This is a genomic window from Chryseobacterium sp. Mn2064 (assembly GCF_049319685.1).
Taxonomy (GTDB): domain Bacteria; phylum Bacteroidota; class Bacteroidia; order Flavobacteriales; family Weeksellaceae; genus Chryseobacterium.
Genome location: NZ_JBMOUE010000008.1, coordinates 1 through 21,672 on the forward strand (window position 1 = coordinate 1; position 21,672 = coordinate 21,672).

Sequence of the window (21,672 nt, forward strand, 5' to 3'; positions counted from 1 at the left end):
TGAGCCTCCAGAGGGATTCGAACCCACGACCCCGAGATTACAAATCACGTGCTCTGGCCAACTGAGCTATGGAGGCAAATATAAAAAAGAATTCAAAAGATCGCTGTTCCTTTTTTGCGAGTGCAAATATAGAACGGATTTTTTGAATTCTCAAATATTTTATAAACTTTTTTTAACTTTTTTTTCTAAGCCATTTCTTTTTTCTTGATTAGTAGCTTTTTAGCAGTATCAACACAAAGGTCCAAACTTTCTTCAAAACTTGCAGAAGTCTTCTTTACTACGATATCGTCACCCGGAACCGCTAAAATAATCTCGGCTGTTTTATTCGCTTTATCCGCGTTATTTTCTACCTTTAAGAATACCTTACACTCTTGAATTTTGTCATAGAAGGTATCTAACTTGCTAACTTTTTTGTCGATGTGTGACTCTAGTGGTTCGTGTGGTGTTAAACCAATTGATTGAACTGAAATCTTCATAATTCTTCTTTTTTTGATGCTCGAGGGTGAGCCTGATTAAACACTTTTTTCAATTGTTCAATATTAGCATTCGTATAGACCTGAGTACTGGCAAGACTGGAATGCCCTAATATTTTTTTTACTTTGGAGATCTCCGCCCCATTATCCAACACGTGAGTAGCAAAGCTATGCCGAAGGATGTGAGGACTTTTTTTTTCTTTTGTTGTTATAAGACTAAGGTACTTATTAACTACCACATAAACAAATTTTTCGTTGAGTTTTTTCCCTTTCTTATTGACAAAAAAACAGGTTTGAAATTCTACCTGCGGTTTTCTTATCTCTATATAACTTTTAAGAAGCGCAGACAAGTCTTCGGAAATTGGGATCACTCTTTGTTTATTTCCCTTTCCTATTACTTTCAATTCATTTCCGTCTATATTAACATTTTCAAATATCAGGCCACAAAGTTCAGCTTTTCGCATTCCGGTCTGATAAAGTACTTCAATGATACATTTTTCCAATATATCATGATACTGTTCGAAGACTCTATCATTAAGGTCTTCCATTTCTTCTTTAGACATGGGAATTTGCTTTTCAGCGTAAAATTTCAGGGAAGAGATCCCTTCGGTAGGAGAAACCTGAATTTCGCCTATTTTAAGAAGGAAAAGGTAAAAACTACGTAAAGAGGACAGTTTTCTATTGATACTTCTTTTGGAAATATTATTTTCGCTTAGTTCTACAATAAAGTTTCTGATAACTTTTTTGTCTGCCTTATTAATATTTTCTGAAGATTCTGTTCGAAGGTAGAAATGGGAAAAGTCTTCAAGATCTTTTTTATAGCTTGTTATAGTATGAGGAGAATATCTTTTTTCGAATTGCAGATATTCTAAAAACTTTTCCAGCATCATAGGTATAAAAATAAAAATTCACTCCTCAAATATAAGAATTTAAGAAGTGAATTAATATATGATTAAGAAAAAATCTTAAGCCTGCTCTTCCTTGCTAAGCGCTCTTTGTTTGTAAGCCGCTTTTAGTCTAGCTTGTCTCAAAGTTACAGAAGGCTTAATGAATTGTTGTCTAGATCTTAGTTGACGAACAGTTCCTGTTTTATCAAATTTTCTCTTGTATTTCTTTAATGCTCTGTCGATGGATTCACCATCTTTAACTGGAATTATTAACATATTTTACATCTCATTTTGGATTGCAAAACTAGGCATTTTTTTTCACAATACAAAATATATTATAACAAACCCCACCCATCATTTTACAATCATCATAAAAAACACAGTATTAAAGGGATTTAACACAAGTTAATTTTTTATCCACAATGACTAAAAAACTAAAATTACCATCCTACTATCTTCCTCTTTATAAAACCACACTTCTGATTTATCCTTATATCATATGATAAAAGCAGTTCATATGAATGAAATGTAAACAAAAAGTATTACCTTTGCATTCACTTTATTCATGGGGTTGACTGGTTTCGACAGCAAGGTCAATGGGTAAGTAAGCATGCAGAGAACCGTAGCGCGATCTCTATAATCCCTTGCTACAAAATTTTAACTGGCAACGAAGAGTTCGCTCTTGCAGCTTAATATCGAAGTATAGTAGATCAAGCGTTTCCCTGAAGATTTTAGTAAGGGAGCAAGATATTCCACAAATGCTCTGTTCTGCGGCGTTTGATTCTGGGATATAGGAATGCGGAAATAAGTCTCGTTTTTCTTCGCAACGAGATCGAAAACTTTAGAAGATAAGTTGGAAGTTGGGTGTCTATCCTCTGCTTCCAGTCGAAAACCAATGGTAGAATAAGCATGTAGAAAGCTTATGTATTGCTTGTTTGGACGAGGGTTCGAATCCCTCCAACTCCACTAAAACCACTGTAAATCAGTGGTTTTATTTGTTTTTAGACGACATTTAGACAACAATTTTACTTTTTTTTTATTTCTTTGAATGCTTCAGCAACTCAAACACATGACAATTAAAATAATCTATGAAATAATTTACTTGACTTGCTTTATCACCCTCATAGTATAAAGTACATAATAGAAGTATAAACACCATTCAGCAAACAGAGAGAAAGAGAGAGATAAAACATATCCACCAGAAAAAGCAAAATAAAAAGTTGAAATTGTATCATGAGAATATAAATCCTAAGAAGCCACCCCCAATTTTTAAAGTCATTTCCCTTTTGGATTAGGTAGGGGAGGTTTTGTACGTATACCCCATTCTCTCGAATTTACTATTTTTTTTAATTAAGCGGTTAAGCTATTCCTTTCATGAGTTCTACAGCCTTGGTACATACCCCGATTTTAAAGATTAAAATAAAATCTAGTACATTTTATATCACCTTGATAGAGATAACACCTAAAATAACACACTGTACTATGTAAAAAATGAAAATATAAATCTTGCTTAATTGACATTTTACCAAGCAAAACAAAAAGCCTCGTAAATAGTCTACCAGTAATGGTTTTAAACTATTTACAAGGTCTCTATTATATGTGAATTCCTAGGGATAATGAGATATCCGGAATACGTACCATTATCACTCGGCAAGAGCTATTAAATAATTATTTTTTTAGAATAATTGTGATAAAATCCCTTCTAAATAATGACTGAACTCTTGAAACTTGGGAGTCACTAACGTTCCAATAACACCACTGATCGAACCTACTAAAATGTCTTTTAGGCTAAAAAACAAATTTCTAATTAATACATTCTCTGGTTTAGCTTTTATTGTTAATATATTATTTTAAATTAAATAGATTTAAGAATACATTCTCCTAACATATCCCGATTTTAGCCCCTCAAATTTATTTTTGAGACTGATATACCAAAAGCAATAGAAACGGGCTAAAATCTTGATACGCCTATGTAAATATCAACTAATTCTTTCCACCAATCCAAGTCCCATTCATACTTGCTGAAGTATTTATCCATGTCCCATTTGCATTATTCCCACTCATTTGTCCCGTGAATGTCGCCCCCGAACTGGCATTCCCAGCAATTGCAGAGAAATTTCCAGATTCCGAAACATTACCGTTTACGTCAAAGTCCTCATTAAATACGGCTGATGTTGTTGTACCCGTAACCTTACCTGTTGAACTTACATCAATCTTAAATGTCCCGTGGTCTTTTGCTCCGGAATAGCTTCCAGACCATTTACCCTGAAAAGGGAATGCTTGATTATTGTTATCATCATTGCTTGAACACGATAAAATGAAGGCACTGAAAATGATTGTTAATGTTGCAAAAATTAGTTTTCTCATAATGTTAAAGTTTTTATTTGTTAATAATTAAATTTTAATTGATAAAAGTATTCTGTATTTATGATGGTTTCTTACGGATAACCGTAAATAATAAGAGTTGGTTAATATTGACCTTTTTCTTGTTCTTTGTTTTTGCTCAACTGCTTTTTGGTATATGTAAATACATTGATGAGTAAAAGCACATCAATAATTATTATTACTAATCTTACAAACCAATCTTTTAAAATCAATGCTCCTAAATCCAGATTCAAAGATTCTTTGTAAAAGAATGGGAGGTAGAAAAGAATAAAAATGAATGTTCCTAATAAACCTACTACAGCGACTAAAACAGGTATAACAGTGAAAACATAACTAATTTTATATTTTTGGGAAATTTGAAATAAACCCAAACAGGCTATAACCAGCCCAAATATCAGTTCTACGTCATTGTCATGGCTATAACCATATATAATTAAAGAAATACCGCTTACAACAAAGCATAAGAATATTAAGAAGATGAACAAAGGTGTTAAAATATCTTTCGGTCTAATTTTCATGGTAGTGTTTTTTTTAAATTATTGGACTTGAATAGAAAATAAATAAGGTTAACGTAGCTATATACATACCCTAAGTTTTTTGCTTATCTTTTAAATTTGATAGAGAATGTGTATCAGAATGGATAAAATGAGGAGAATTGTGGATGACGGTAATTATCATTTCTTTACTTCATAAATAACTGCAACATCTTTCCCATCTAAGTCAACAATCAAACCGATTTTCGATTTGATGTCAAACCATGAATAAGCAATTGAATTATTAGGTGTATCTCTTTGAGATTTCCCATAAACATTCTCTAACATATTTTTCAACAATGCAAAATCTTGCTTAGTTTGTGAAGTATTAATATTCTCACCAACATTTTTAAATAACATTATTGACGATAAATTCCCTTTTTCATCAAATTCAATCTCCTTTATATCGAATTTGTAGGTTTGAAGTAAAAACATCTGAAGAATGATTTTGTATTTTTCTAATTGAGAATCCTGCGCTTTCTGAATCATCCTCTTAAATTTTGTACTGGATGTTGAAAAATCATTGGTAAGTAATATAAATTCATCAGGTTCTAAATTTTCCTTAGCTCCAGATTGAAACCAAAACTCTCTTTTACGAATTTCTCCATCATACAAAGTTCTTAACCACAACTCTAAATTAAATTTATACTCTTTAGTATTAGGTTTTAGTTCAACTCCTGAAAGCGCACTGGTATATTTAATACCGAGAAACCAATTATCTGGTTGCTCATAAGTTTGAGAAAAGGTGACATTACAAAATAGTAGAAGAATGCCGAATAAATAGTGTTTCATAAGTGATTTGATTCATCGAAACCCCTATGATGAATTTAGTGTAACAAAAAAGCGTTGAGGTTTCAAGCCTTGTTACAGAAGGGTCGGCAAACCCAGTTACAAACAAGTACATCTCAACGCCCATAACGGACGATGCAGTTTTACTTGTTGCTCTGTAACTTAAAATTTTGCCGATTTTTCTGTGAACAACAGCTTAACGCTTCGTGATTTTATTTAATTATAATTGTATTACTTTAATCAATAAATTTAATTTTTACAAATTTATAATTTTTTTTAACTTTACTACTACTAATAACACTCGAAACAAATTAAATATGCCAATAATTGGAAATTATATAAGCAATGTTCTTTGTGAAAATTTTCTAGATACAGAAACAAATAGGGTTAGAATTAGACCTCTTCCTAATCAGGGTTTATCTACCGATTTAAAAATTGAATGTTTTATGAAGTATAGAAATATAAATATCTATCCATTAGGAACTCAATTTATTGCTGAAAATGTAAAGGTATGTATTAAACCTGTTGGTAGAGTTTATTTAAGAGCTAAAGATCAGAAGCTAACCCCTATTTAATCTTTATTTATTGAATATAAAAAAGATACGCAATATTGTGTTAATAATACTGAATATCTTTTATGATTTCTAGGTTTTACAATTATTATTCATCAGCTTAATCCTTTCTCTAAACTCTTTCCCAAATTTTTCAACTGTATTTTTAGAGAGTCCAGAAATCTCAATAAGTTTGTTTTGTGTTATTTTACCCAATGTTTTAAAATTCCAATTATCAAGAGCATCTCTGATTTTTTGTCTTGATTTCTCTTTCCTTATTTCACCAGTTACTTTGTTTGTTCTTAGTGATTTCTGTTTTCTGTCTAATTTGGCTTCCGGATTAAAAATAATCCTTCTTTCCTTATTTAAAATTGGTTCAATATCATCTAATTTATCTTTGTTATTTACAATCTTTATAACTTCACTTTTCGAAAGCGGTGGAAAACACTTTTTCTGATTTATATTTGAGATAAAATGTAGTAATTCATTTTTAGACATTTCAGGATTTAAAGCTTTACATTGATAAGCTATTGCACTTATACAAGACTCTCTATGTCCCTCTAATATTATATTTGGAATAATAACTTCAGCAATACTCTCTTTTTCTTCCCAGAACACAATGCACTCTTCTCCATTAAAGTCATAATCGGTGATATTGTTAAATCTTAATTGTTTATTTTCCCCCACTACATAACTATCTCTTTTCTTTTTAGAGATAGTATATGAAATAGGGGTATTTTTCTTTTCGATAAATAGCTGACTACAATCAAATATCTTAGAATCTTCATTGAAGTATAAGTCTTTATCATAGCTTTGTACACAATACTGTGTTGCTTTATTAGCTCTAACATCAGATTTTACATTAAGTAATGATGTTACAGCTTTATAAACATCTTTAAAATTTTCCAATGTTAATCCATCAACCTTAACCAAAATTCCTCTCCCTGTTCCTGAAAGTGATAACCATGAAGCAAAAATGTATTCATTGCTGAAATCAATATCAGTTATTCCATCAACATCAATATAAATAAAGCTTGTTGGTTCATCAATATTGCTATTTAGCTTTCTATCTCTAAAACTGAAATTCAAGGTAAAACAAGGGAGTTGCCCCTTGATAATATCGTATTCAGCTTTATCAAAAGAATGACAACACCTTGCTTGTTCAATTTTGTGTTTAATTTCTAGATCTGGATTTTCAACTCTATCCAGAAAATCATATATATCTATCTCTCCTCTTACGATTGGATCGTATATGTTATTAAAATAATTTATCATGATAAAGCTTTAATTAAGTGGTGTTAAAGCTTTATTAATATCACACATACGGTAATAAACCCGACCACCTATACCAACAGGCATTAGAATTCCTTTTTTCTTCCAATTGTGGAGTGTACTCAAATCAACATGAAAAAATTTAGCTGTTTCTTCTCTTGTCAACAGTCCTTTATTCAGTTTACATTGCTCTAAATACTTATCTGATCTTTCAGATACATTAAAATCATTATTGCTAATATTAAGTGAATTTTCTAATCCATTTTTTCTTTTTGTTATCATTATTTTTTATTTTAAATATTGATACAAAGGGAGTGTAGGATATGCGGGATCAAAAAAAATAGCGCCCCATAGAACGCTATTCAAACATATTGATTATCAATAAAATAAACTACAAAACAATAGATTATGTAGGATGATTGTAGGACGACTTTAAGAAATTAACAATATTATTAGTTGCTGCCTTTTTTGAAGCTGCTCTTCCACTATGTAATCCAGAAATCATATTACTAATACTTTTGCTATTCTTCTCCTTTCCTGAAAATAAAAATCGATCTGACCACCATTGATTGTAAATTCCTGAATTTTCTCCAATTCTCCTGACAAAGAATGGTTTTAATTCTTTAATTAAATAAGCATAATCAGGCAGACTTCCGTTGATAAGTTTGATTTTATTAGTAATTGGTAAATCCATAAAAACTTGAACAAAATCATTCTCACTTACTGTTTTATCAATGAAATCAGAAAACTCTAAATAAATACGTTTAACAGCTTGAATATTGGAATCTCCGAAAACAGTAATATCTGATATTGTTATTGGTTTTGAATTGATAAACGGGTACTCTTCTACAATGTGATTGTAAAGTCTCATTAAATCTTGTTTGTAATGAAACAAATTCATTATTCCAGACATTTCGCAATCATATAAATCAAAAACCCTGTCTTTTTCAGATTTCTCCATTGAAACCAATAAAAGTTCTCTTCTATATTCTTCCCCTCTCCTATTCCAAATAATAATTTCATTCTCAACATCTAATATTTTAGATTTCAAAGATTCTGATAGCTGGGTTAGTTTTGTTTTTACGAATAATGTATTTTCTGGATTTAAAAAAGTTTTGTTATAATATTCTTTAATTTCCGTTATTATCTTATCAGCATTCTTTTTATCATAATATTCAGGAAATGGATTTTTCGTGCTAATATTTCCATTTAAGAAGTTTTGAGAAATTTGTTCTATTTTCTGAATATGATTATTCACAAAAATTCTATACTCTTTGCTATCATTCAAATAATCGGAATAGGTTTGAAATAGAGTTATTACTAGATTTCTTAAAATATCATTTTTGATCGTCAACTTTCTTTTTTCTTCTTTCTTTGACCTGCTATTGCCAAAAGTTGAAATCTTGTTTTCCAACTCTATTAATTCATTAAACAGCTTGGATACAATTTTGGTCTTCAATAGAACACCAAATCTTTTACTGTCACTATCATTAGAAAACAGTAAATTGTTAAGGTCACTAAGCAATTTATCTGTATCAGATTGATTTATTTCATTACTTGCCACAAGCCAATTGACATCATTTATTATTATAGCTTCTATATTCATAAGTTATCAGATCCAGTTTTCAACAGTATTAATTTACCTTCTTTTACGGTATCATTTTCTTGTTTACTCCAAATTTCCGCAAGTTGCATTGATTGATCAATTGATTTCTGTCCTATATAATCAAGGAATTGTTTTTCTGAAGAATGCGCCGTAATATTCATTAATAATGGTGTCGGATATTCCTTTTTGGCGTAGAAGTTTGTTGCAAAACTCCTTCTACAATCATGTGATGATACTAATTTCCATTTAGGATAAAACCCTCTCTCTCCTTTCTTTGTTTCTTTATTAAACAAGTTACCTTCAACAAGTTCATCAATATCAGCTTTTTCGCAAACCTTTTTAATGTACCTATTAAAAAGAGTTGTATTTGTCTCGATATTTGTTGAGAACAAAGGAGGAAATTCACCATTGTACTTACTCAGAATATTTCTAACCTCTTGGTGAATAGGAATCTGAACCAATTTTTTAGTCTTTTCTTGTGTAATAACAATAAAATCAAAATCACCAATCTTTTGTACGATCTTAGTGGTCATTCTGAACAGGTCTGATGCTCTTTGCCCCACATAGCAACCAATAACAAACCAATCTCGTGTTATACTATATTTCTCATCTGAAAATGCAGTATCCTTTATTTTGTTGATTTCATCAATTGATAGTGGATTTATCGGAGTAGAAACAGTGAAGCCTTTCACATTATCAATTTGATGGCTTACATCATGACCATTCTTTCGAGCGTCTAAAATAATCGTCTTGACAAATTTGATGTATCTACCTGCTGTATTTTCATTCGTTGCTCTCGTATCAATTAAAAATCTTACGAAGTCTTTACCGAAATTTAAATCTACGTCTTTTAAGAGAAATGTTTTTTTCTTATATTTTTGGAACTCAATCAGCTTATTTACAATTGTTCGATACTTCTTTATAGATCTATCACTTACTCCTTTTCTACCTTTTGCGGATACTACATAAGGTAATTGTTCGACATAATATTCCCCGTATGCTATCAAGTAATCTTTTTGCTCTGGTTCAACTCTTCCGCTAAAAACATCTATCTTATTCTCTAACCATTCATGATTAATTTGAACTCCGTTTACAAAATCCTGATTATATTGTTCTAAAATAAAGACTTCCATCTTTTGCAAATTACTCTTCAGATTTTTGTGTGCTGGATCGATTGGTTTAGGGAAACCTGTTGTAGTACTCCAAGATTTAACATCGCATACAAACCCTGTCTTTCGCTTAGCATCAAACTTTCTACCTAAAGAGAATCGAAGATAGATTGGATTGCTTGAACTCTTTCCTTGAATTAAGAACTGAACTTTAGCCATGATAAATTGTTTAATACAAATCTATCACATCAAAATAAATTAGACAACATCTAGACAACAATTTCTCAATACCATTCAACTTCATTAAATATTATTAATTCAAAAACACAAAATAACAATTGATTATCAATAACTTAATATTTAATTAAATTGATTAAGATTGAATAGAATTTAACAATCAACACAAGTCTGAATCCCTCCAACTCCACAAAAAAAGAGAATCTAAAATCTAGATTCTCTTTTTTGTTGTGATGATATGTAAAATAGACACTCTTACAACACTAATTTACTTGGCGCCAATCCAAACTGCTTTTTAAAGGCAAAAGAAAAATGAGAAAGATCCTCAAATCCTAGATCAAGATAGATATCTGATATTTTTTTCCCTTGTTCCAAAAGATATCGGGCTTCCTGTAATCTTTTCTGTAATAGCCATTTTCCTGGAGCTACACCGAATATTTTCTGAAAATCTCTTTTAAAAGAAGCCAGACTTCTTCCCGTAAGATAAGCGAACCGATCAAGTTTTACATTAAAATGATAGTTCTTCTGCATAAATTCTTCCAGATTTATCTTATAAGGGTCAGAAATATCATATAGAATATTCTTCAGTGATGGATCATGTCTAAATAAAAGAAGTAAAGCTTCTTTTTGCTTCAACAAAGCCAGTTCCGGAGATTTATTTTCTAAAAGATCCTGATATTGAAGTAGAGATTCCATGAAATATTTTAAATAAGGAACCTGTGACAGATCTGTGAAGACCGGCATTTTGGTCTTTTCCGGAATAATAAAATTCTCATCTTGACTCATTTGTTTTAGCATTTCATCATCAAACCTTATCGACAATGATTTAAATCCGGATTCTTCTCCAGGCTTTTTGAGAAATTTTAACAACTGATTCTTTCTTACAAGATAGACATCTCCACTTCGGAATACTTGTCTTTTTTCTCCGTCATTAAGCTCCATTTCACCGGAAATCACCATAGAAATCGCATTATAAGACACAAACTGTTCTCCTTCACGAAAAACCGTAAAATAACACGAATAGTTGATATAATCTAAATTTTCGGACATTTTATAATCGATTAATAACAGTCAGGTCAAAAATCTTGTACCTGACTGTTAAAGGTAATATTTTTAATTATCTTTTATACTAAACTAAAATTGATTTTGGTTCAAGATATTCTTCCAATCCGTAAGCTCCAAATTCTCTTCCAATACCAGATTGTTTAAATCCTCCGAACGGAGCCAAAGGATCATGCTTAAATCCGTTCACACACACTCTTCCTGCTTCAATTTGTGAAGCAACATTCAATGCTCGTTTTTCATCTGAGGAAGAAACATATGCAGCTAATCCATAAGACGTATCGTTAGCAATAGCGACAGCTTCTTCTTCGCTATTATAAGGAATAATGGAAAGTACAGGACCAAAAATTTCCTCCTGCGCAATTCTCATATCATTTCTAACGTTAGTAAAAATAGTTGCTTTAACAAAGTTCCCGTTTTCAAGACCCTCTGGTTTTCCTACTCCTCCTACTAGTAACTCAGCGCCCTCTTCTACTCCAAGCTGAATATAAGATTGTACTCTTTCATATTGTTTTTCAGAAACCATTGGCCCAACATTCGTAGCTTCATTTGAAGGATTCCCTACAACCACTTGTTGAGCAACTGCTTTTGCAATAGCATTAACTTCTTCTATTTTTGATTGTGGAACCAGTAAACGCGTAGGAGCAATACAAGCCTGACCACTATTCATATAGGCTCCGAAAACAGCCTGAGGAATTACCTCGTTCAGATCTGAATCATCAAGAATGATATTAGGTGATTTTCCACCAAGCTCCAGTGTAACTCTTTTCATCGAATCAACTGCTCCCTTAGCAATCATTTTCCCTGTCTGTGTAGATCCTGTAAAAGATATTTTAGCAATATCAGGATTATTCACAATTTCATTACCAACAACACTTCCTAAACCATTCACTACATTAAAGATTCCTTTAGGAAGGCCAGCGTTATGGAAACACTCTATAATAATCTGAGTCTGCAATGCACTCATTTCACTCGGTTTCACCACTACCGTACAGCCTGCTGCAACAGCTGTAGCAAATTTGTTACAGATAAAGCTATTGCTGGAATTCCACGGAGTAATAATTCCTACAACACCAACAGGCGTCATTTGCACTAGGGTATTCCCTGCCTTTCTTGAAAATTCAAAATGATTCAGTGTTTCTATCATATTATCGAAAGCACTCACCATATTCTGGAAACCCATGGTGCAAAACTGTCGTGTTCCACCATATTCAAGAATCATGGTTTCAATAAGGTCTTCTTCTCTTTCTGCAACCGCCTTCTTCAGATTGCTAAGAATTACAATACGCTCTTCTATATTTGTTTTTGAAAATGTTGTAAATGCATTTTTAGCTGCTTCGACTGCCTTACGGGTATCAATCTCATCTCCTAATACCACTTCTCCTATCTTTTGATGATTGGAAGGATTAATCAGTTCAAAAACTTCTTTTCCGTTCAACTCTGTGAATTCGCCATTGATGTAGGCTTTGTTTATACTTTTCATATTGTATTTGTTTTAATTTTACAGGACAAAGTTCCGACAATATTAACGTCTTCATTTTGCTGAAAAGCTCAATTAAACTTTGTTAAAAAGCTCAAAATAAAAACACATATTTATAGTCAATGTAAGAGAAGATTCTAAAAATATGATAACTCTATTGTTGAACTAAGGAGATGGAGAGAATTTCAATACTTCATCATATTTCGCAATAATTATTTAACAATCTTTGCTCGTATTAAAAGTGAAAAAACAATACATTTGGATAAACTATTCAATCTAAAAGTGGAAGCAAGAATTGTAAAAATAATTGAAGGAATCAGAAATAAACATCTGAATGATCCTACCGTTCCACAAGACAAAGATTTAATTGTTGAAATCCTGCTTTCTGATGTACACCAGGCAATACAAACACTCAACAATCTGGACGAAGACGACCTGGAGTGGATATCTTCCCGTTTTGATTATCTCGTATACAAATTTCAAAATAAAGGTTTCACGAAATGCCTGAAGGGTTTATTGATCAAATTCCCCAAAAGTGCCATTTTAAAAGAAGATATATATGATGCCCTGGAAATCGAGGATTGAAAAAGTTTAAAATGATTATCACCATCATTTAATTAACAATATATGTAGATCATTACATCAAAATTGTTCTATTTTTCTTTGCGAAATCATTCCGCTAAGACAAAATTCTGCTATATCTTAAAATAAGTTGACCTTAAAAAAGATCAACTTATCTGAATTTAAAATTCAAGCCATTATATCCTTATATATATAAATACCTGAAAACTAAAACACTAAAACTTCACAACCTAAAATGAAAGCCTCCTGACCACAAAAAAGACTAAAAAAATGTTTTATCGTAAAGAATTTTATATATTTGCACCATCTAACAATTAAAAAAATAATTTACTATGTCAGACATTGCATCAAGAGTAAAAGCTATCATCGCTGATAAGCTTGACGTTGAAGAAACAGAAGTAACTCCTGAAGCTAGCTTCACTAACGATTTAGGAGCTGATTCACTAGATACAGTTGAGTTAATCATGGAATTTGAAAAAGAATTTAACATTCAGATCCCTGATGACCAAGCTGAAAAAATTACTACTGTAGGACACGCTATCGCTTACATCGAGGAAGTAGTAAATAAATAATATTCTTCAACAAAAAAGAAATTAAACAAAGTTTATGGAATTAAAAAGAGTAGTTGTAACCGGATTTGGAGCAATAACACCAATAGGAAATAATGCAAAAGAATACTGGGAAAATCTTGTTAAAGGTGAGAGCGGTGCCGCTCCGATTACTCTTTTTGATGCCACAAACTTTAAAACAAAGTTCGCTTGCGAAGTGAAAAATTTCGATCCGTTACAGCATTTCGATAAGAAAGAAGCTAAAAAAATGGACCGAAATACCCAATTGGGACTTGTTGCTGCCAGAGAAGCAGTAGCACATTCCAGAATTATAGAAGACAATGTAGATAAAAACAGAGTTGGGGTAATTTGGGGTTCCGGAATCGGAGGTTTAGAGACTTTTGAAACAGAAGTATTAGGATGGGCAAATACGGAAATTCCGAGATTCAATCCATTCTTTATTCCAAAAATGATTGCGGATATTACTCCTGGGCATATCTCTATAGAATATGGTTTCCACGGACCAAATTATACAACCGTATCTGCTTGTGCTTCTTCAGCAAATGCTATAATTGATTCCAAAATGCTGATCCAACTAGGAAAAGCAGACGTTATTGTATGTGGAGGCTCTGAAGCAGCCGTTACAGCAAGTGGTGTCGGTGGATTTAATGCAATGATGGCACTTTCTACAAGAAATGATGATCCTACAACCGCATCAAGACCTTTTGACAAAGACAGAGATGGATTTGTATTAGGAGAAGGTTCAGGAACTATTATCCTTGAAGAATATGAGCACGCTGTAAAACGTGGTGCGACAATTTATGCAGAATTATTAGGAGGTGGTTTAAGTGCTGATGCACATCACATGACGGCTCCTCATCCTGAAGGTCTTGGCGCTTATCTGGTAATGAAAAGTTGTCTGGAAGATGCAGGTTTAACTGCTGATGAAGTAGATCATATCAACATGCATGGTACATCTACTCCATTAGGAGACATCGCAGAATCCAATGCAATTTCTAAATTATTAGGCGAGCACGCATATGATATTCAGATTAATTCTACAAAATCAATGACAGGCCATCTTTTAGGAGCTGCCGGCGTTATTGAGGCTATTGCTGCATTAGGAACTATTATTCATGGTACTGTTCCTCCAACCATCAACCATTTTACTGATGATGAAAATATTGACAGTAGATTAAACTTTACGTTTAACACTGCTGTGAAGAAAGATGTAAAAGTAGCCATGAGCAATACTTTTGGATTTGGCGGGCATAACGCTTGCGTTCTATTTAAGAAAATCTAAATTCAATGAATGGAGTTACAGAAATACTTTTCTAAATTCCTTCTCAAAAAAAGAAAAAGACAATTAACGGAGAGAGAGTATTTTCTCAGTACCGAGCTTAGAAAAGTGTTGGGTACAGAGGTACAAAATATCGCTCTTTACCGCGAAGCTTTTTCTTTAAAAAATTCTTCTAAAAATCAAGACAGCAACTACGAAAGGCTTGAATTTTTAGGAGATTCTGTTTTGGGTACAATTATTTCTTGTCATTTGTTCCAGACCTATCCTCAGGCTAATGAAGGATATCTGACGCAGATGAAATCTAAGATTGTTAATAGGAAAAACCTTAATAAATTAGGAGAAGACCTCAAACTTACCAACCTTTTGCAAAAGCAGAACAGCTCGTCCGCATTAGGGGAAAATATCTCCGGAAATTTATTTGAAGCTTTAATCGGTGCCGTTTATTTAGACTTCCATTATGATGCCTGTAAAAAGATCATTCTGGAAAAATTGCTGACGCCATCCGAAATTAACAAACTTGAAAATAAAATTGTAAGCTATAAAGGCCTCCTCCTCGAATGGAGCCAAAAGAAGAAGGTAAACATAAAATACGAAACCTGCGAGGAAATACAGGTGAATAAATCCATCGTATTCAGATGCCATGTATGGTTGGGAGAAGAAAAGATTGCCAACGCAACAGAAACTTCCAAGAAAAAAGCCGAAGAAAAAGCTGCGCAAAGAGCATTTTATATTTTAAATAAAAAAGAAAATATACTTGGAAATCCAAAAACTTTATGATCTGGATGATATAGAATTTGAAGATATTGCCATAGGATTGGTAAGATTAGCAAAAGATATACCCGCTCATGAGTTTTTTTTCAGAATTAATCAGACTAACAACCTCAGCTTTTCAAGAAAGAAAGATCTTGTCTTTCATGGGGGATATTATGATTATTTTTTTCCAAGATTTGAGGCATACCACAAGTTTTCCAAGACCTATTTTACCTTTATTTCTAATAAATCTTCCGAAAGTAAGCAAAAAAAAGTTCAGACGGAACTCTTTACAGAAGAAGAAAACATTAAATTTTTATTAAATAATCAGGTAGATGTCGAATATATTTTGCATAGTTCGGAACAGTTTCCTGATTTTTCCGTAATTTTGCTCCCTGAAAATCTTGTGTTTCCAATTCAAGATTACACACTGAGTTCTGATGAAGAACTTTATCAAATTATCCAGTATTATGAATAAGTATTTAAAGAAGACAAAAATTATCGCAACACTAGGCCCTGCTTCATCATCGAAGGAGGTAATGTTAGATCTGATGAAAGCGGGTGTTGATATTTTCAGAATAAATTTTTCGCATGCAGATTACGACTTAGTTCGAAAAAATATTGAAATAATTAGAGAGCTAAACAGCGAGTATGGTTATTCAGTGGGTATTTTGGGCGACCTTCAGGGCCCTAAACTAAGAGTAGGTGTTGTAAAAGAAGGTTCGTACCTGAATCCTGGAGATATTCTTACTTTCACGAATGAAAAGATGGAAGGAGATTCTACTAAGGTGTATATGACGTACCAACAGTTTCCACAGGACGTAAAAGTAGGGGAAAGAATCCTTATTGATGATGGGAAACTTATGTTGGAAGTTATCGAAACCAATGAAATAGATACTGTAAAAGCAAAAACCATTCAAGGAGGTCCGTTAAGTTCTAAAAAAGGAGTTAATCTGCCTAATACGAATGTTTCTCTTCCTGCTTTGACAGAAAAAGATGTTCAGGATGCCAACTTTATGCTTGACATGGAGGTAGACTGGATCGCTTTATCTTTCGTACGTCACGCTCAGGATATTATTGATCTGAAAGAATTAATTGAAAAACATCCAAACGGAAAATTCAAAACTCCAATTATTGCGAAAATTGAAAAGCCGGAAGGGGTTAAAAATATTGAAGAAATCCTTCTTGAATGTGATGGACTAATGGTTGCCCGTGGAGACCTTGGAGTAGAAGTTCCAATGGAAGAAGTTCCTGCTATCCAGAAAAACCTGGTAGAAAAAGCGAGATTCTATTCTAAGCCGGTAATCATCGCTACTCAAATGATGGAGACCATGATCAACAGCTTAACGCCAACAAGAGCGGAAGTAAACGACGTTGCTAACTCTGTATTGGATGGTGCAGATGCAGTAATGCTTTCCGGAGAAACTTCTGTAGGAAGATATCCTGTACAGGTTGTGGAAAACATGGCTAAAATTGTGAAGAACATTGAGACTACTCACTTCTATCAACACAAAAATGAGCCGATTGAAAAAGATTACAACTGCATCGATGAAAGATTCATCACCAACAGAGTATGTCTTGCCGCAGTAAGAATTGCTAAAACTACAAATGTTTCTGCAATTGTGACTCTTACCCATTCAGGTTATACAGCTTTCCAGCTTGCAGCTCACAGACCGAATTCTCAAATTATTGTTTACAGTGGAAACAAAAGAGTAATCACGATGCTGAACCTACTTTGGGGAGTTCATGCTTACTATTATGATATGAAAAAATCTACTGATGAAACGATTATCCAGGTTAACATGCTAACGCATAACTATGGTTATATTGAAACAGGAGATTTCGTAATCAACATCAACGCTACTCCATCTTATGAAGGTGGTAAAACAAATACGTTGAGACTAACAACCGTATAACAGACAATTTACTTTTGTCAAAAGCATACAAAAATCCCGGAAATGTTTATTTCCGGGATTTTTATTTTGTTGTATTATAATAAAGTCGGTTGGTAATTCTGAAACTCGGTTATCCGGAATGACATTTTGCTCTAATAATGACCTACAATTGTTCTTGCCGTTACAAACTCTTTTAAAGCCAGTAAAGAAAGCTCTGTTCCATATCCTGAAGCCTTGCTTCCACCAAATGGGAAACGTGGATCAGAACTGGTCATTCTGTTGATATTAACAGTTCCTGATTCCAGATTCTCAATAAAGAACAATTGGCGCTCTATTGTCTTCGTCCAAACAGAGTTCGAAAGTCCGAAAGGAATATCATTTGCCATTTGCAAAGCTTCTTCTTCGTTCTTCGCAATCATGATCATTCCAAGAGGTCCGAAAAGTTCTTCTTTCAAAATTGGATTACCTTCCTTAACTCTAATTAAACCAGGTTTGAATTGGTTTTCAGAAATTCTTTCTAAAGGAATAATGATTTCTGCTCCGTTTTCCAATGCTCTATTGAACTGTGCTTCCAGTTCATCCGCAAGGTCTGGTCTGGCCATTCCTGATAACTTGGTTTCCTTGTTTAAAGGATCTCCAATTTCATATTTTTTATATTCTTCAATGAATTTTGGTAAAAACTCATCCTCAATCTTCTCATCAATGATAAATCTTTTGGCTGCCGTACAGGTCTGACCACAGTTTTGAAGTCTTGATTTCACTCCTGCTTTTGCGGCTGAATCCAAATCTGCATCATCAAAAATGATAAAAGCATCGCTTCCTCCTAATTCAAGTAAAGATTTCTTGATATTCAATCCCGCTATTGAAGCCACTTCCCCACCGGCTTTTCCACTTCCTGTAAGGCTTACTCCTTTCACAACATCATGTTCAAGAATTTCTTTTACAGCCTGATGCCCTACTTCAAGATTTTGGAAAATACCTTCAGGAAAGCCTGCTTCCAAAAGTACATCTTCGATGGCATTTCCACTTCCGAAACAAATTGAAGCATGTTTTAAAACAACTGTATTTCCCGCCAAAATTGCAGGAACCGCAAATCTTAGCACCTGCCAGAAAGGGAAATTCCAAGGCATAACTCCCAGAATAACTCCTTTAGGAACGTAATGAACTTCTGAATAAGAAAATTCAGATTCAATTTTCTCTGGTTTCAGTATATTTTCAGCGTCTGCATAATAATTCATCATTAATGCACACTTTTCTACCTCAGCAATAGATTCTGAAACAGGCTTATTCATTTCTTTGGTAATGATAGTCCCAAACTTTTCAGAGTTATTTTTTAAAATTTCTGCTGCTTTTGCAATTAACTTCTGCCTTTCCTCAAACGGCACTTTTCTCCACACTGAAAACGCTTTATCTGCTTTTATAAGCTTGCTTTCAATTAATTGTTCCATAATATAATTTCTGTTTTAAATTCAGCTAATGAATTTATAAGTGCTTTTATTTTAAAAGCACGGTGAAATCAGCAAATTCCATTCCTTAAGGGTCAATAAAAAAATGATTTTCTCTATCGGAAGAATATAACTTTATCTTAAATCATTAGCCATTCATTCACCAGACAAGCTGCCAGCCTTGCCGTCCTATCTTGTATATCGAAAGACGGATTTACCTCAGCTACGTCCAGTGCAACCAGTTTTTTGTTTTTTAAGATGTGTCTGTAAAAATGCATAAAGGTTGCGTCTGCAAAGATACCATTATATGCCGAAGCAGAAACCCCCGGAGCGATAGATGCATTAAAAACATCCATACAAATAGTAAGATAGGCAAAATCTACCGTATCCAACAGATCATCGATTCGCTGATAGATAGAGGAAAGATTTTCAAAGAACAGTTCATCGGCAAGTATATATTTCATACCGTATTGATGGGCCGTATCAAACAGTTTCAATGTATTGGAATTTCTCTGGATTCCTATGTGCAGGGAATTGATAGGTCCTTCCTGAGCAATCTGCCAGAAACCTGTTCCTGAACTAGGTCCTACTCCTTTCTCGGGCTGTCTGTTATCAAAATGGGCATCAATATTGATAATTCCTATTTTCTGCTCCGGAAAGGCTGTTTTAATGCCTAAATAGTGAGCATAGGTCACTTCATGACCGCCACCCAGAACAAGAGACTTCCCACCTTTTAAAAGGACTTTTGAAACATTTTTGGCAAGGTTATTCTGAGTATTTTCAAGATTACTGTCTTCACAAGTAACATTCCCGAAGTCTTTCATCGAAAAGTCAGGGAAAATTACCGGAAAATTGGACATATTCTTCCTGATCACATCTGGAGCATCTTTGGCTCCCAAACGGCCTTTATTCCTTCTTACTCCTTCGTCCACGGCAAAGCCATGCAAAACGAAATCGTCTGTGGAAATATTGTCGTAATTACGCTCTTCTTTTACTCTTTGAAATATTCTGTGATGAAGAAGTTCTTCTCCATCCAATCTACCTTGCCAAATCATAATCTAAATTATTCTCTAAACCTGCCTCTGATGGTAGGTATAAATGTTCTAAAAAATAAAACTATAAATACTAATAAAGCCCCACTTAACTTGAATTGCAGGCTTCTGTTTTCAGCATTCATAAAAAGAATCACTCCTCCTAATGCAGCAATAGCAATTAAATAAAAAACAGAATAAAGGTATCCGCCTCTATTTTCATATTTAAATTCGCCACCGTTTGCAGCAAACATTTCATCCAGCATACTATTAGCTGTAGCAGCATCTACTTTTCTAATATCTGAAGTTAAGTTCTTCATAATAAAGTCTTTTTTAGTACCGGATTTTACAGCATTCAATGCATACTCAACATTTTTCTCAGGAATACCAAGCGAAACATATTTTTCCCTGATATCTTCTAATTTAATTTTCATGGTTGTGTTTATTACTTTTTATTCCCATCAATATAAACATGCTCTGCATTCAAGCTTCCCTGATTATAAAGTACGTTTTGGAAATTATTCGTTTTAAAAGTAACAAAATCAGCTTTCTTTCCTGCTTCCAGCTGTCCTCTATCTTCAAGATTAAGGGCATAAGCTGCACGGAAAGTCATTCCTGCTAAAACTTCAGCTGTCGTCAACTTTTGGAAAGTAGCCAAAATAGAAGCCTGTGTAATTAAATTACCCATAGGAGCTGAACCTGGATTCCAATCACTCGCAATGGCTACAATAGCTCCTGCATCTAATAATTTTCTTGCCGGAGTAAATTTCTCCCCAAGTCCTAAACTTGCACCCGGAAGGGCTGTTGCTACCGTATCCGACTGCGCTAAAAACTCAATATCTTCATCTATAGTTGCTTCTAAATGGTCCGCAGATTTTGCTCCTACTTCTACGGCTATTCTTGAGCTTCCAGGAGTAAACTGATCAGCATGAACAGTAATTTCAAAACCTAATTCTTTAGTTTTAAGTAAAAATGCTTTACTCTCTTCCGGTTGGAACGCAGATTTTTCAATAAAGATATCTACACGTTTTGCTAAGTCTTCTTCTTGTACTCTCGGTAAAATTTCACTAATGATATATTCCAGATATTCAGAATTGCTTCCTTCGAAGTCTCTTGGTTTCAAATGAGCCGAAAGACAAGTTGGAACCAGAGTTGCTTTTGTAGAATTCTGCGCTTTTTTTATGATACGAAGCATTTTCAATTCGTTTTCCACATCTAAGCCGTAACCACTTTTTACTTCAATGGTTGTAATTCCCAAATCAACAAGGAAATCAATTCTTTCTAAAAGGGTTTTCAAAAGCTCTTCTTCTGAAGCACTTCTTGTATGTTGTACAGAACTCCAAATTCCTCCGCCACTTTCAGCAATCTCCAGATATGTTTTCCCCGCATTACGCATGGCAAAGTCGTTTGCACGGTTTCCTCCGAAACAGATATGAGTATGAGAATCTACAAAAGCAGGAAGAACAATCTGCTCTCCTTCTATATGTTCGATTTCTATGGTTGGGTTTTCTGATTGTAATGTTTTAAAATTTCCGATTTTCTGGATGGTATTCTGATCTACAACAATTCCTCCATCAACAATAATTTCCATTTGTTCATCGGTAAGTTTACCTCTTAGTGGTAAATTCGCAAGCGTTACCACCTGCTTGAATGGTCCTATTAATTTCATTAGTTTAAAGTGAATGCTAAAGTTTAAAAGACAGGGACTGATTTCATCAATCTGTACTGATCTGTTAA

General features: G+C 33.4%; 23 protein-coding genes, 1 tRNA gene and 1 other RNA gene. 8 read left to right on the top strand and 17 right to left on the bottom strand.

Annotated elements, in window-relative coordinates:
• Positions 1-2: 2 nt before the first annotated feature.
• The 4 genes from ACL9RH_RS21935 to rpsU all read right to left on the bottom strand — a co-directional run bounded on the left by ACL9RH_RS21935 (position 3) and on the right by rpsU (position 1,636).
• Positions 3-76: transfer RNA gene (locus ACL9RH_RS21935), tRNA-Thr, on the bottom strand.
• Positions 77-185: 109 nt separating this feature from the next.
• Positions 186-476 (bottom strand): HPF/RaiA family ribosome-associated protein, encoded by a 291-nt coding sequence (locus ACL9RH_RS21940; RefSeq protein WP_034693158.1) that lies wholly within the window; start codon positions 474-476, stop codon positions 186-188.
• Positions 473-1,360, bottom strand: a complete 888-nt coding sequence (locus ACL9RH_RS21945; protein WP_422695629.1) for a tyrosine-type recombinase/integrase — start codon at positions 1,358-1,360, stop codon at positions 473-475. Before ACL9RH_RS21945 ends, ACL9RH_RS21940 begins: the two co-directional genes overlap by 4 nt.
• A 78-nt stretch (positions 1,361-1,438) precedes the next feature.
• Positions 1,439-1,636 (bottom strand): 30S ribosomal protein S21, encoded by a 198-nt coding sequence (gene rpsU, locus ACL9RH_RS21950; protein ID WP_034693154.1) that lies wholly within the window; start codon positions 1,634-1,636, stop codon positions 1,439-1,441.
• A gap of 291 nt (positions 1,637-1,927) precedes the next feature.
• Here rpsU and ssrA point away from each other — a divergent pair.
• Positions 1,928-2,329, top strand: a transfer-messenger RNA (tmRNA) gene (gene ssrA / locus ACL9RH_RS21955).
• Positions 2,330-3,343: 1,014 nt separating this feature from the next.
• On the opposite strand, the gene ACL9RH_RS21960 is transcribed toward ssrA, so the two are convergent.
• From ACL9RH_RS21960 to ACL9RH_RS21970, 3 genes are all read right to left on the bottom strand, one after another.
• On the bottom strand, positions 3,344-3,727 hold the full coding sequence (locus ACL9RH_RS21960) for a hypothetical protein (RefSeq protein WP_422695468.1): 384 nt from the start codon (positions 3,725-3,727) through the stop codon (positions 3,344-3,346).
• Between the two features lie 101 nt (positions 3,728-3,828).
• Entirely contained in the window at positions 3,829-4,263 is a 435-nt protein-coding gene (locus ACL9RH_RS21965) for a hypothetical protein (RefSeq protein WP_422695469.1), read from the bottom strand.
• Between the two features lie 156 nt (positions 4,264-4,419).
• Entirely contained in the window at positions 4,420-5,070 is a 651-nt protein-coding gene (locus ACL9RH_RS21970) for a hypothetical protein (protein WP_422695470.1), read from the bottom strand.
• Positions 5,071-5,384: 314 nt separating this feature from the next.
• Here ACL9RH_RS21970 and ACL9RH_RS21975 point away from each other — a divergent pair, with 314 nt between their 5' ends.
• The gene (locus tag ACL9RH_RS21975) at positions 5,385-5,642 is read left to right on the top strand and encodes a hypothetical protein (RefSeq protein ID WP_422695471.1); all 258 of its coding nucleotides are present in this window, start codon (positions 5,385-5,387) and stop codon (positions 5,640-5,642) included.
• A gap of 69 nt (positions 5,643-5,711) precedes the next feature.
• Here the strand turns inward: ACL9RH_RS21975 and ACL9RH_RS21980 are convergent, their stop codons facing one another.
• The 6 genes from ACL9RH_RS21980 to ACL9RH_RS22005 form a co-directional block, all read right to left on the bottom strand.
• Positions 5,712-6,893, bottom strand: a complete 1,182-nt coding sequence (locus ACL9RH_RS21980) for a BT4734/BF3469 family protein (protein ID WP_422695472.1) — start codon at positions 6,891-6,893, stop codon at positions 5,712-5,714.
• 9 nt (positions 6,894-6,902) lie between these two features.
• Entirely contained in the window at positions 6,903-7,172 is a 270-nt protein-coding gene (locus ACL9RH_RS21985; RefSeq protein ID WP_422695473.1) for a helix-turn-helix domain-containing protein, read from the bottom strand.
• Between the two features lie 124 nt (positions 7,173-7,296).
• Positions 7,297-8,496, bottom strand: a complete 1,200-nt coding sequence (locus ACL9RH_RS21990; protein WP_422695474.1) for a hypothetical protein — start codon at positions 8,494-8,496, stop codon at positions 7,297-7,299.
• Positions 8,493-9,824 (bottom strand): phage integrase SAM-like domain-containing protein, encoded by a 1,332-nt coding sequence (locus tag ACL9RH_RS21995; protein WP_422695475.1) that lies wholly within the window; start codon positions 9,822-9,824, stop codon positions 8,493-8,495. Before ACL9RH_RS21995 ends, ACL9RH_RS21990 begins: the two co-directional genes overlap by 4 nt.
• Before the next feature lie 273 nt (positions 9,825-10,097).
• Positions 10,098-10,892, bottom strand: a complete 795-nt coding sequence (locus ACL9RH_RS22000; protein WP_422695476.1) for a helix-turn-helix domain-containing protein — start codon at positions 10,890-10,892, stop codon at positions 10,098-10,100.
• A 79-nt stretch (positions 10,893-10,971) separates the two neighbouring features.
• Positions 10,972-12,387, bottom strand: a complete 1,416-nt coding sequence (locus ACL9RH_RS22005) for an aldehyde dehydrogenase family protein (protein ID WP_422695477.1) — start codon at positions 12,385-12,387, stop codon at positions 10,972-10,974.
• A 255-nt stretch (positions 12,388-12,642) separates the two neighbouring features.
• On the opposite strand from ACL9RH_RS22005, the gene ACL9RH_RS22010 reads away from it, so the two are divergent.
• The 6 genes from ACL9RH_RS22010 to pyk all read left to right on the top strand — a co-directional run bounded on the left by ACL9RH_RS22010 (position 12,643) and on the right by pyk (position 17,480).
• On the top strand, positions 12,643-12,969 hold the full coding sequence (locus ACL9RH_RS22010; protein ID WP_422695478.1) for a hypothetical protein: 327 nt from the start codon (positions 12,643-12,645) through the stop codon (positions 12,967-12,969).
• A 329-nt stretch (positions 12,970-13,298) separates the two neighbouring features.
• Positions 13,299-13,538, top strand: coding sequence for an acyl carrier protein (locus ACL9RH_RS22015; RefSeq protein ID WP_002976354.1), 240 nt, complete (start codon positions 13,299-13,301; stop codon positions 13,536-13,538).
• 34 nt (positions 13,539-13,572) lie between these two features.
• Positions 13,573-14,817, top strand: coding sequence for a beta-ketoacyl-ACP synthase II (gene fabF / locus ACL9RH_RS22020; protein ID WP_422695479.1), 1,245 nt, complete (start codon positions 13,573-13,575; stop codon positions 14,815-14,817).
• Between the two features lie 9 nt (positions 14,818-14,826).
• Positions 14,827-15,591: a ribonuclease III gene (gene rnc / locus ACL9RH_RS22025; RefSeq protein ID WP_422695480.1), complete on the top strand. Its 765-nt coding sequence runs from the start codon at positions 14,827-14,829 to the stop codon at positions 15,589-15,591.
• The gene (locus ACL9RH_RS22030; protein ID WP_422695481.1) at positions 15,569-16,042 is read left to right on the top strand and encodes an IPExxxVDY family protein; all 474 of its coding nucleotides are present in this window, start codon (positions 15,569-15,571) and stop codon (positions 16,040-16,042) included. The genes rnc and ACL9RH_RS22030 overlap by 23 nt, the downstream gene beginning before the upstream one ends.
• Positions 16,035-17,480 carry a pyruvate kinase gene (gene pyk, locus ACL9RH_RS22035; RefSeq protein WP_422695482.1) on the top strand — a complete coding sequence of 482 codons (1,446 nt, stop codon included), beginning with the start codon at positions 16,035-16,037 and terminating at the stop codon, positions 17,478-17,480. The genes ACL9RH_RS22030 and pyk overlap by 8 nt, the downstream gene beginning before the upstream one ends.
• Before the next feature lie 131 nt (positions 17,481-17,611).
• Here pyk and ACL9RH_RS22040 read toward each other — a convergent pair whose 3' ends face one another.
• The 4 genes from ACL9RH_RS22040 to hutI all read right to left on the bottom strand — a co-directional run bounded on the left by ACL9RH_RS22040 (position 17,612) and on the right by hutI (position 21,604).
• On the bottom strand, positions 17,612-18,907 hold the full coding sequence (locus ACL9RH_RS22040) for an aldehyde dehydrogenase family protein (RefSeq protein WP_422695483.1): 1,296 nt from the start codon (positions 18,905-18,907) through the stop codon (positions 17,612-17,614).
• Between the two features lie 137 nt (positions 18,908-19,044).
• Positions 19,045-19,959, bottom strand: coding sequence for a formimidoylglutamase (hutG, locus tag ACL9RH_RS22045; protein WP_422695484.1), 915 nt, complete (start codon positions 19,957-19,959; stop codon positions 19,045-19,047).
• A gap of 8 nt (positions 19,960-19,967) precedes the next feature.
• Positions 19,968-20,369: a hypothetical protein gene (locus tag ACL9RH_RS22050; RefSeq protein WP_422695485.1), complete on the bottom strand. Its 402-nt coding sequence runs from the start codon at positions 20,367-20,369 to the stop codon at positions 19,968-19,970.
• A gap of 11 nt (positions 20,370-20,380) precedes the next feature.
• Positions 20,381-21,604 (bottom strand): imidazolonepropionase, encoded by a 1,224-nt coding sequence (hutI, locus tag ACL9RH_RS22055; RefSeq protein WP_422695486.1) that lies wholly within the window; start codon positions 21,602-21,604, stop codon positions 20,381-20,383.
• Positions 21,605-21,672 lie beyond the last annotated feature (68 nt).

Coding starts and splice junctions, on each gene's coding strand:
- ACL9RH_RS21940 (WP_034693158.1), bottom strand. CDS start 476: ATGAAGATTTCAGTTCAATCAATTGGTTTAACACCACACGAACCACTA.
- ACL9RH_RS21945 (WP_422695629.1), bottom strand. CDS start 1,360: ATGCTGGAAAAGTTTTTAGAATATCTGCAATTCGAAAAAAGATATTCT.
- rpsU (WP_034693154.1), bottom strand. CDS start 1,636: ATGTTAATAATTCCAGTTAAAGATGGTGAATCCATCGACAGAGCATTA.
- ACL9RH_RS21960 (WP_422695468.1), bottom strand. CDS start 3,727: ATGAGAAAACTAATTTTTGCAACATTAACAATCATTTTCAGTGCCTTC.
- ACL9RH_RS21965 (WP_422695469.1), bottom strand. CDS start 4,263: ATGAAAATTAGACCGAAAGATATTTTAACACCTTTGTTCATCTTCTTA.
- ACL9RH_RS21970 (WP_422695470.1), bottom strand. CDS start 5,070: ATGAAACACTATTTATTCGGCATTCTTCTACTATTTTGTAATGTCACC.
- ACL9RH_RS21975 (WP_422695471.1), top strand. CDS start 5,385: ATGCCAATAATTGGAAATTATATAAGCAATGTTCTTTGTGAAAATTTT.
- ACL9RH_RS21980 (WP_422695472.1), bottom strand. CDS start 6,893: ATGATAAATTATTTTAATAACATATACGATCCAATCGTAAGAGGAGAG.
- ACL9RH_RS21985 (WP_422695473.1), bottom strand. CDS start 7,172: ATGATAACAAAAAGAAAAAATGGATTAGAAAATTCACTTAATATTAGC.
- ACL9RH_RS21990 (WP_422695474.1), bottom strand. CDS start 8,496: ATGAATATAGAAGCTATAATAATAAATGATGTCAATTGGCTTGTGGCA.
- ACL9RH_RS21995 (WP_422695475.1), bottom strand. CDS start 9,824: ATGGCTAAAGTTCAGTTCTTAATTCAAGGAAAGAGTTCAAGCAATCCA.
- ACL9RH_RS22000 (WP_422695476.1), bottom strand. CDS start 10,892: ATGTCCGAAAATTTAGATTATATCAACTATTCGTGTTATTTTACGGTT.
- ACL9RH_RS22005 (WP_422695477.1), bottom strand. CDS start 12,387: ATGAAAAGTATAAACAAAGCCTACATCAATGGCGAATTCACAGAGTTG.
- ACL9RH_RS22015 (WP_002976354.1), top strand. CDS start 13,299: ATGTCAGACATTGCATCAAGAGTAAAAGCTATCATCGCTGATAAGCTT.
- fabF (WP_422695479.1), top strand. CDS start 13,573: ATGGAATTAAAAAGAGTAGTTGTAACCGGATTTGGAGCAATAACACCA.
- rnc (WP_422695480.1), top strand. CDS start 14,827: ATGGAGTTACAGAAATACTTTTCTAAATTCCTTCTCAAAAAAAGAAAA.
- pyk (WP_422695482.1), top strand. CDS start 16,035: ATGAATAAGTATTTAAAGAAGACAAAAATTATCGCAACACTAGGCCCT.
- ACL9RH_RS22040 (WP_422695483.1), bottom strand. CDS start 18,907: ATGGAACAATTAATTGAAAGCAAGCTTATAAAAGCAGATAAAGCGTTT.
- hutG (WP_422695484.1), bottom strand. CDS start 19,959: ATGATTTGGCAAGGTAGATTGGATGGAGAAGAACTTCTTCATCACAGA.
- ACL9RH_RS22050 (WP_422695485.1), bottom strand. CDS start 20,369: ATGAAAATTAAATTAGAAGATATCAGGGAAAAATATGTTTCGCTTGGT.
- hutI (WP_422695486.1), bottom strand. CDS start 21,604: ATGAAATTAATAGGACCATTCAAGCAGGTGGTAACGCTTGCGAATTTA.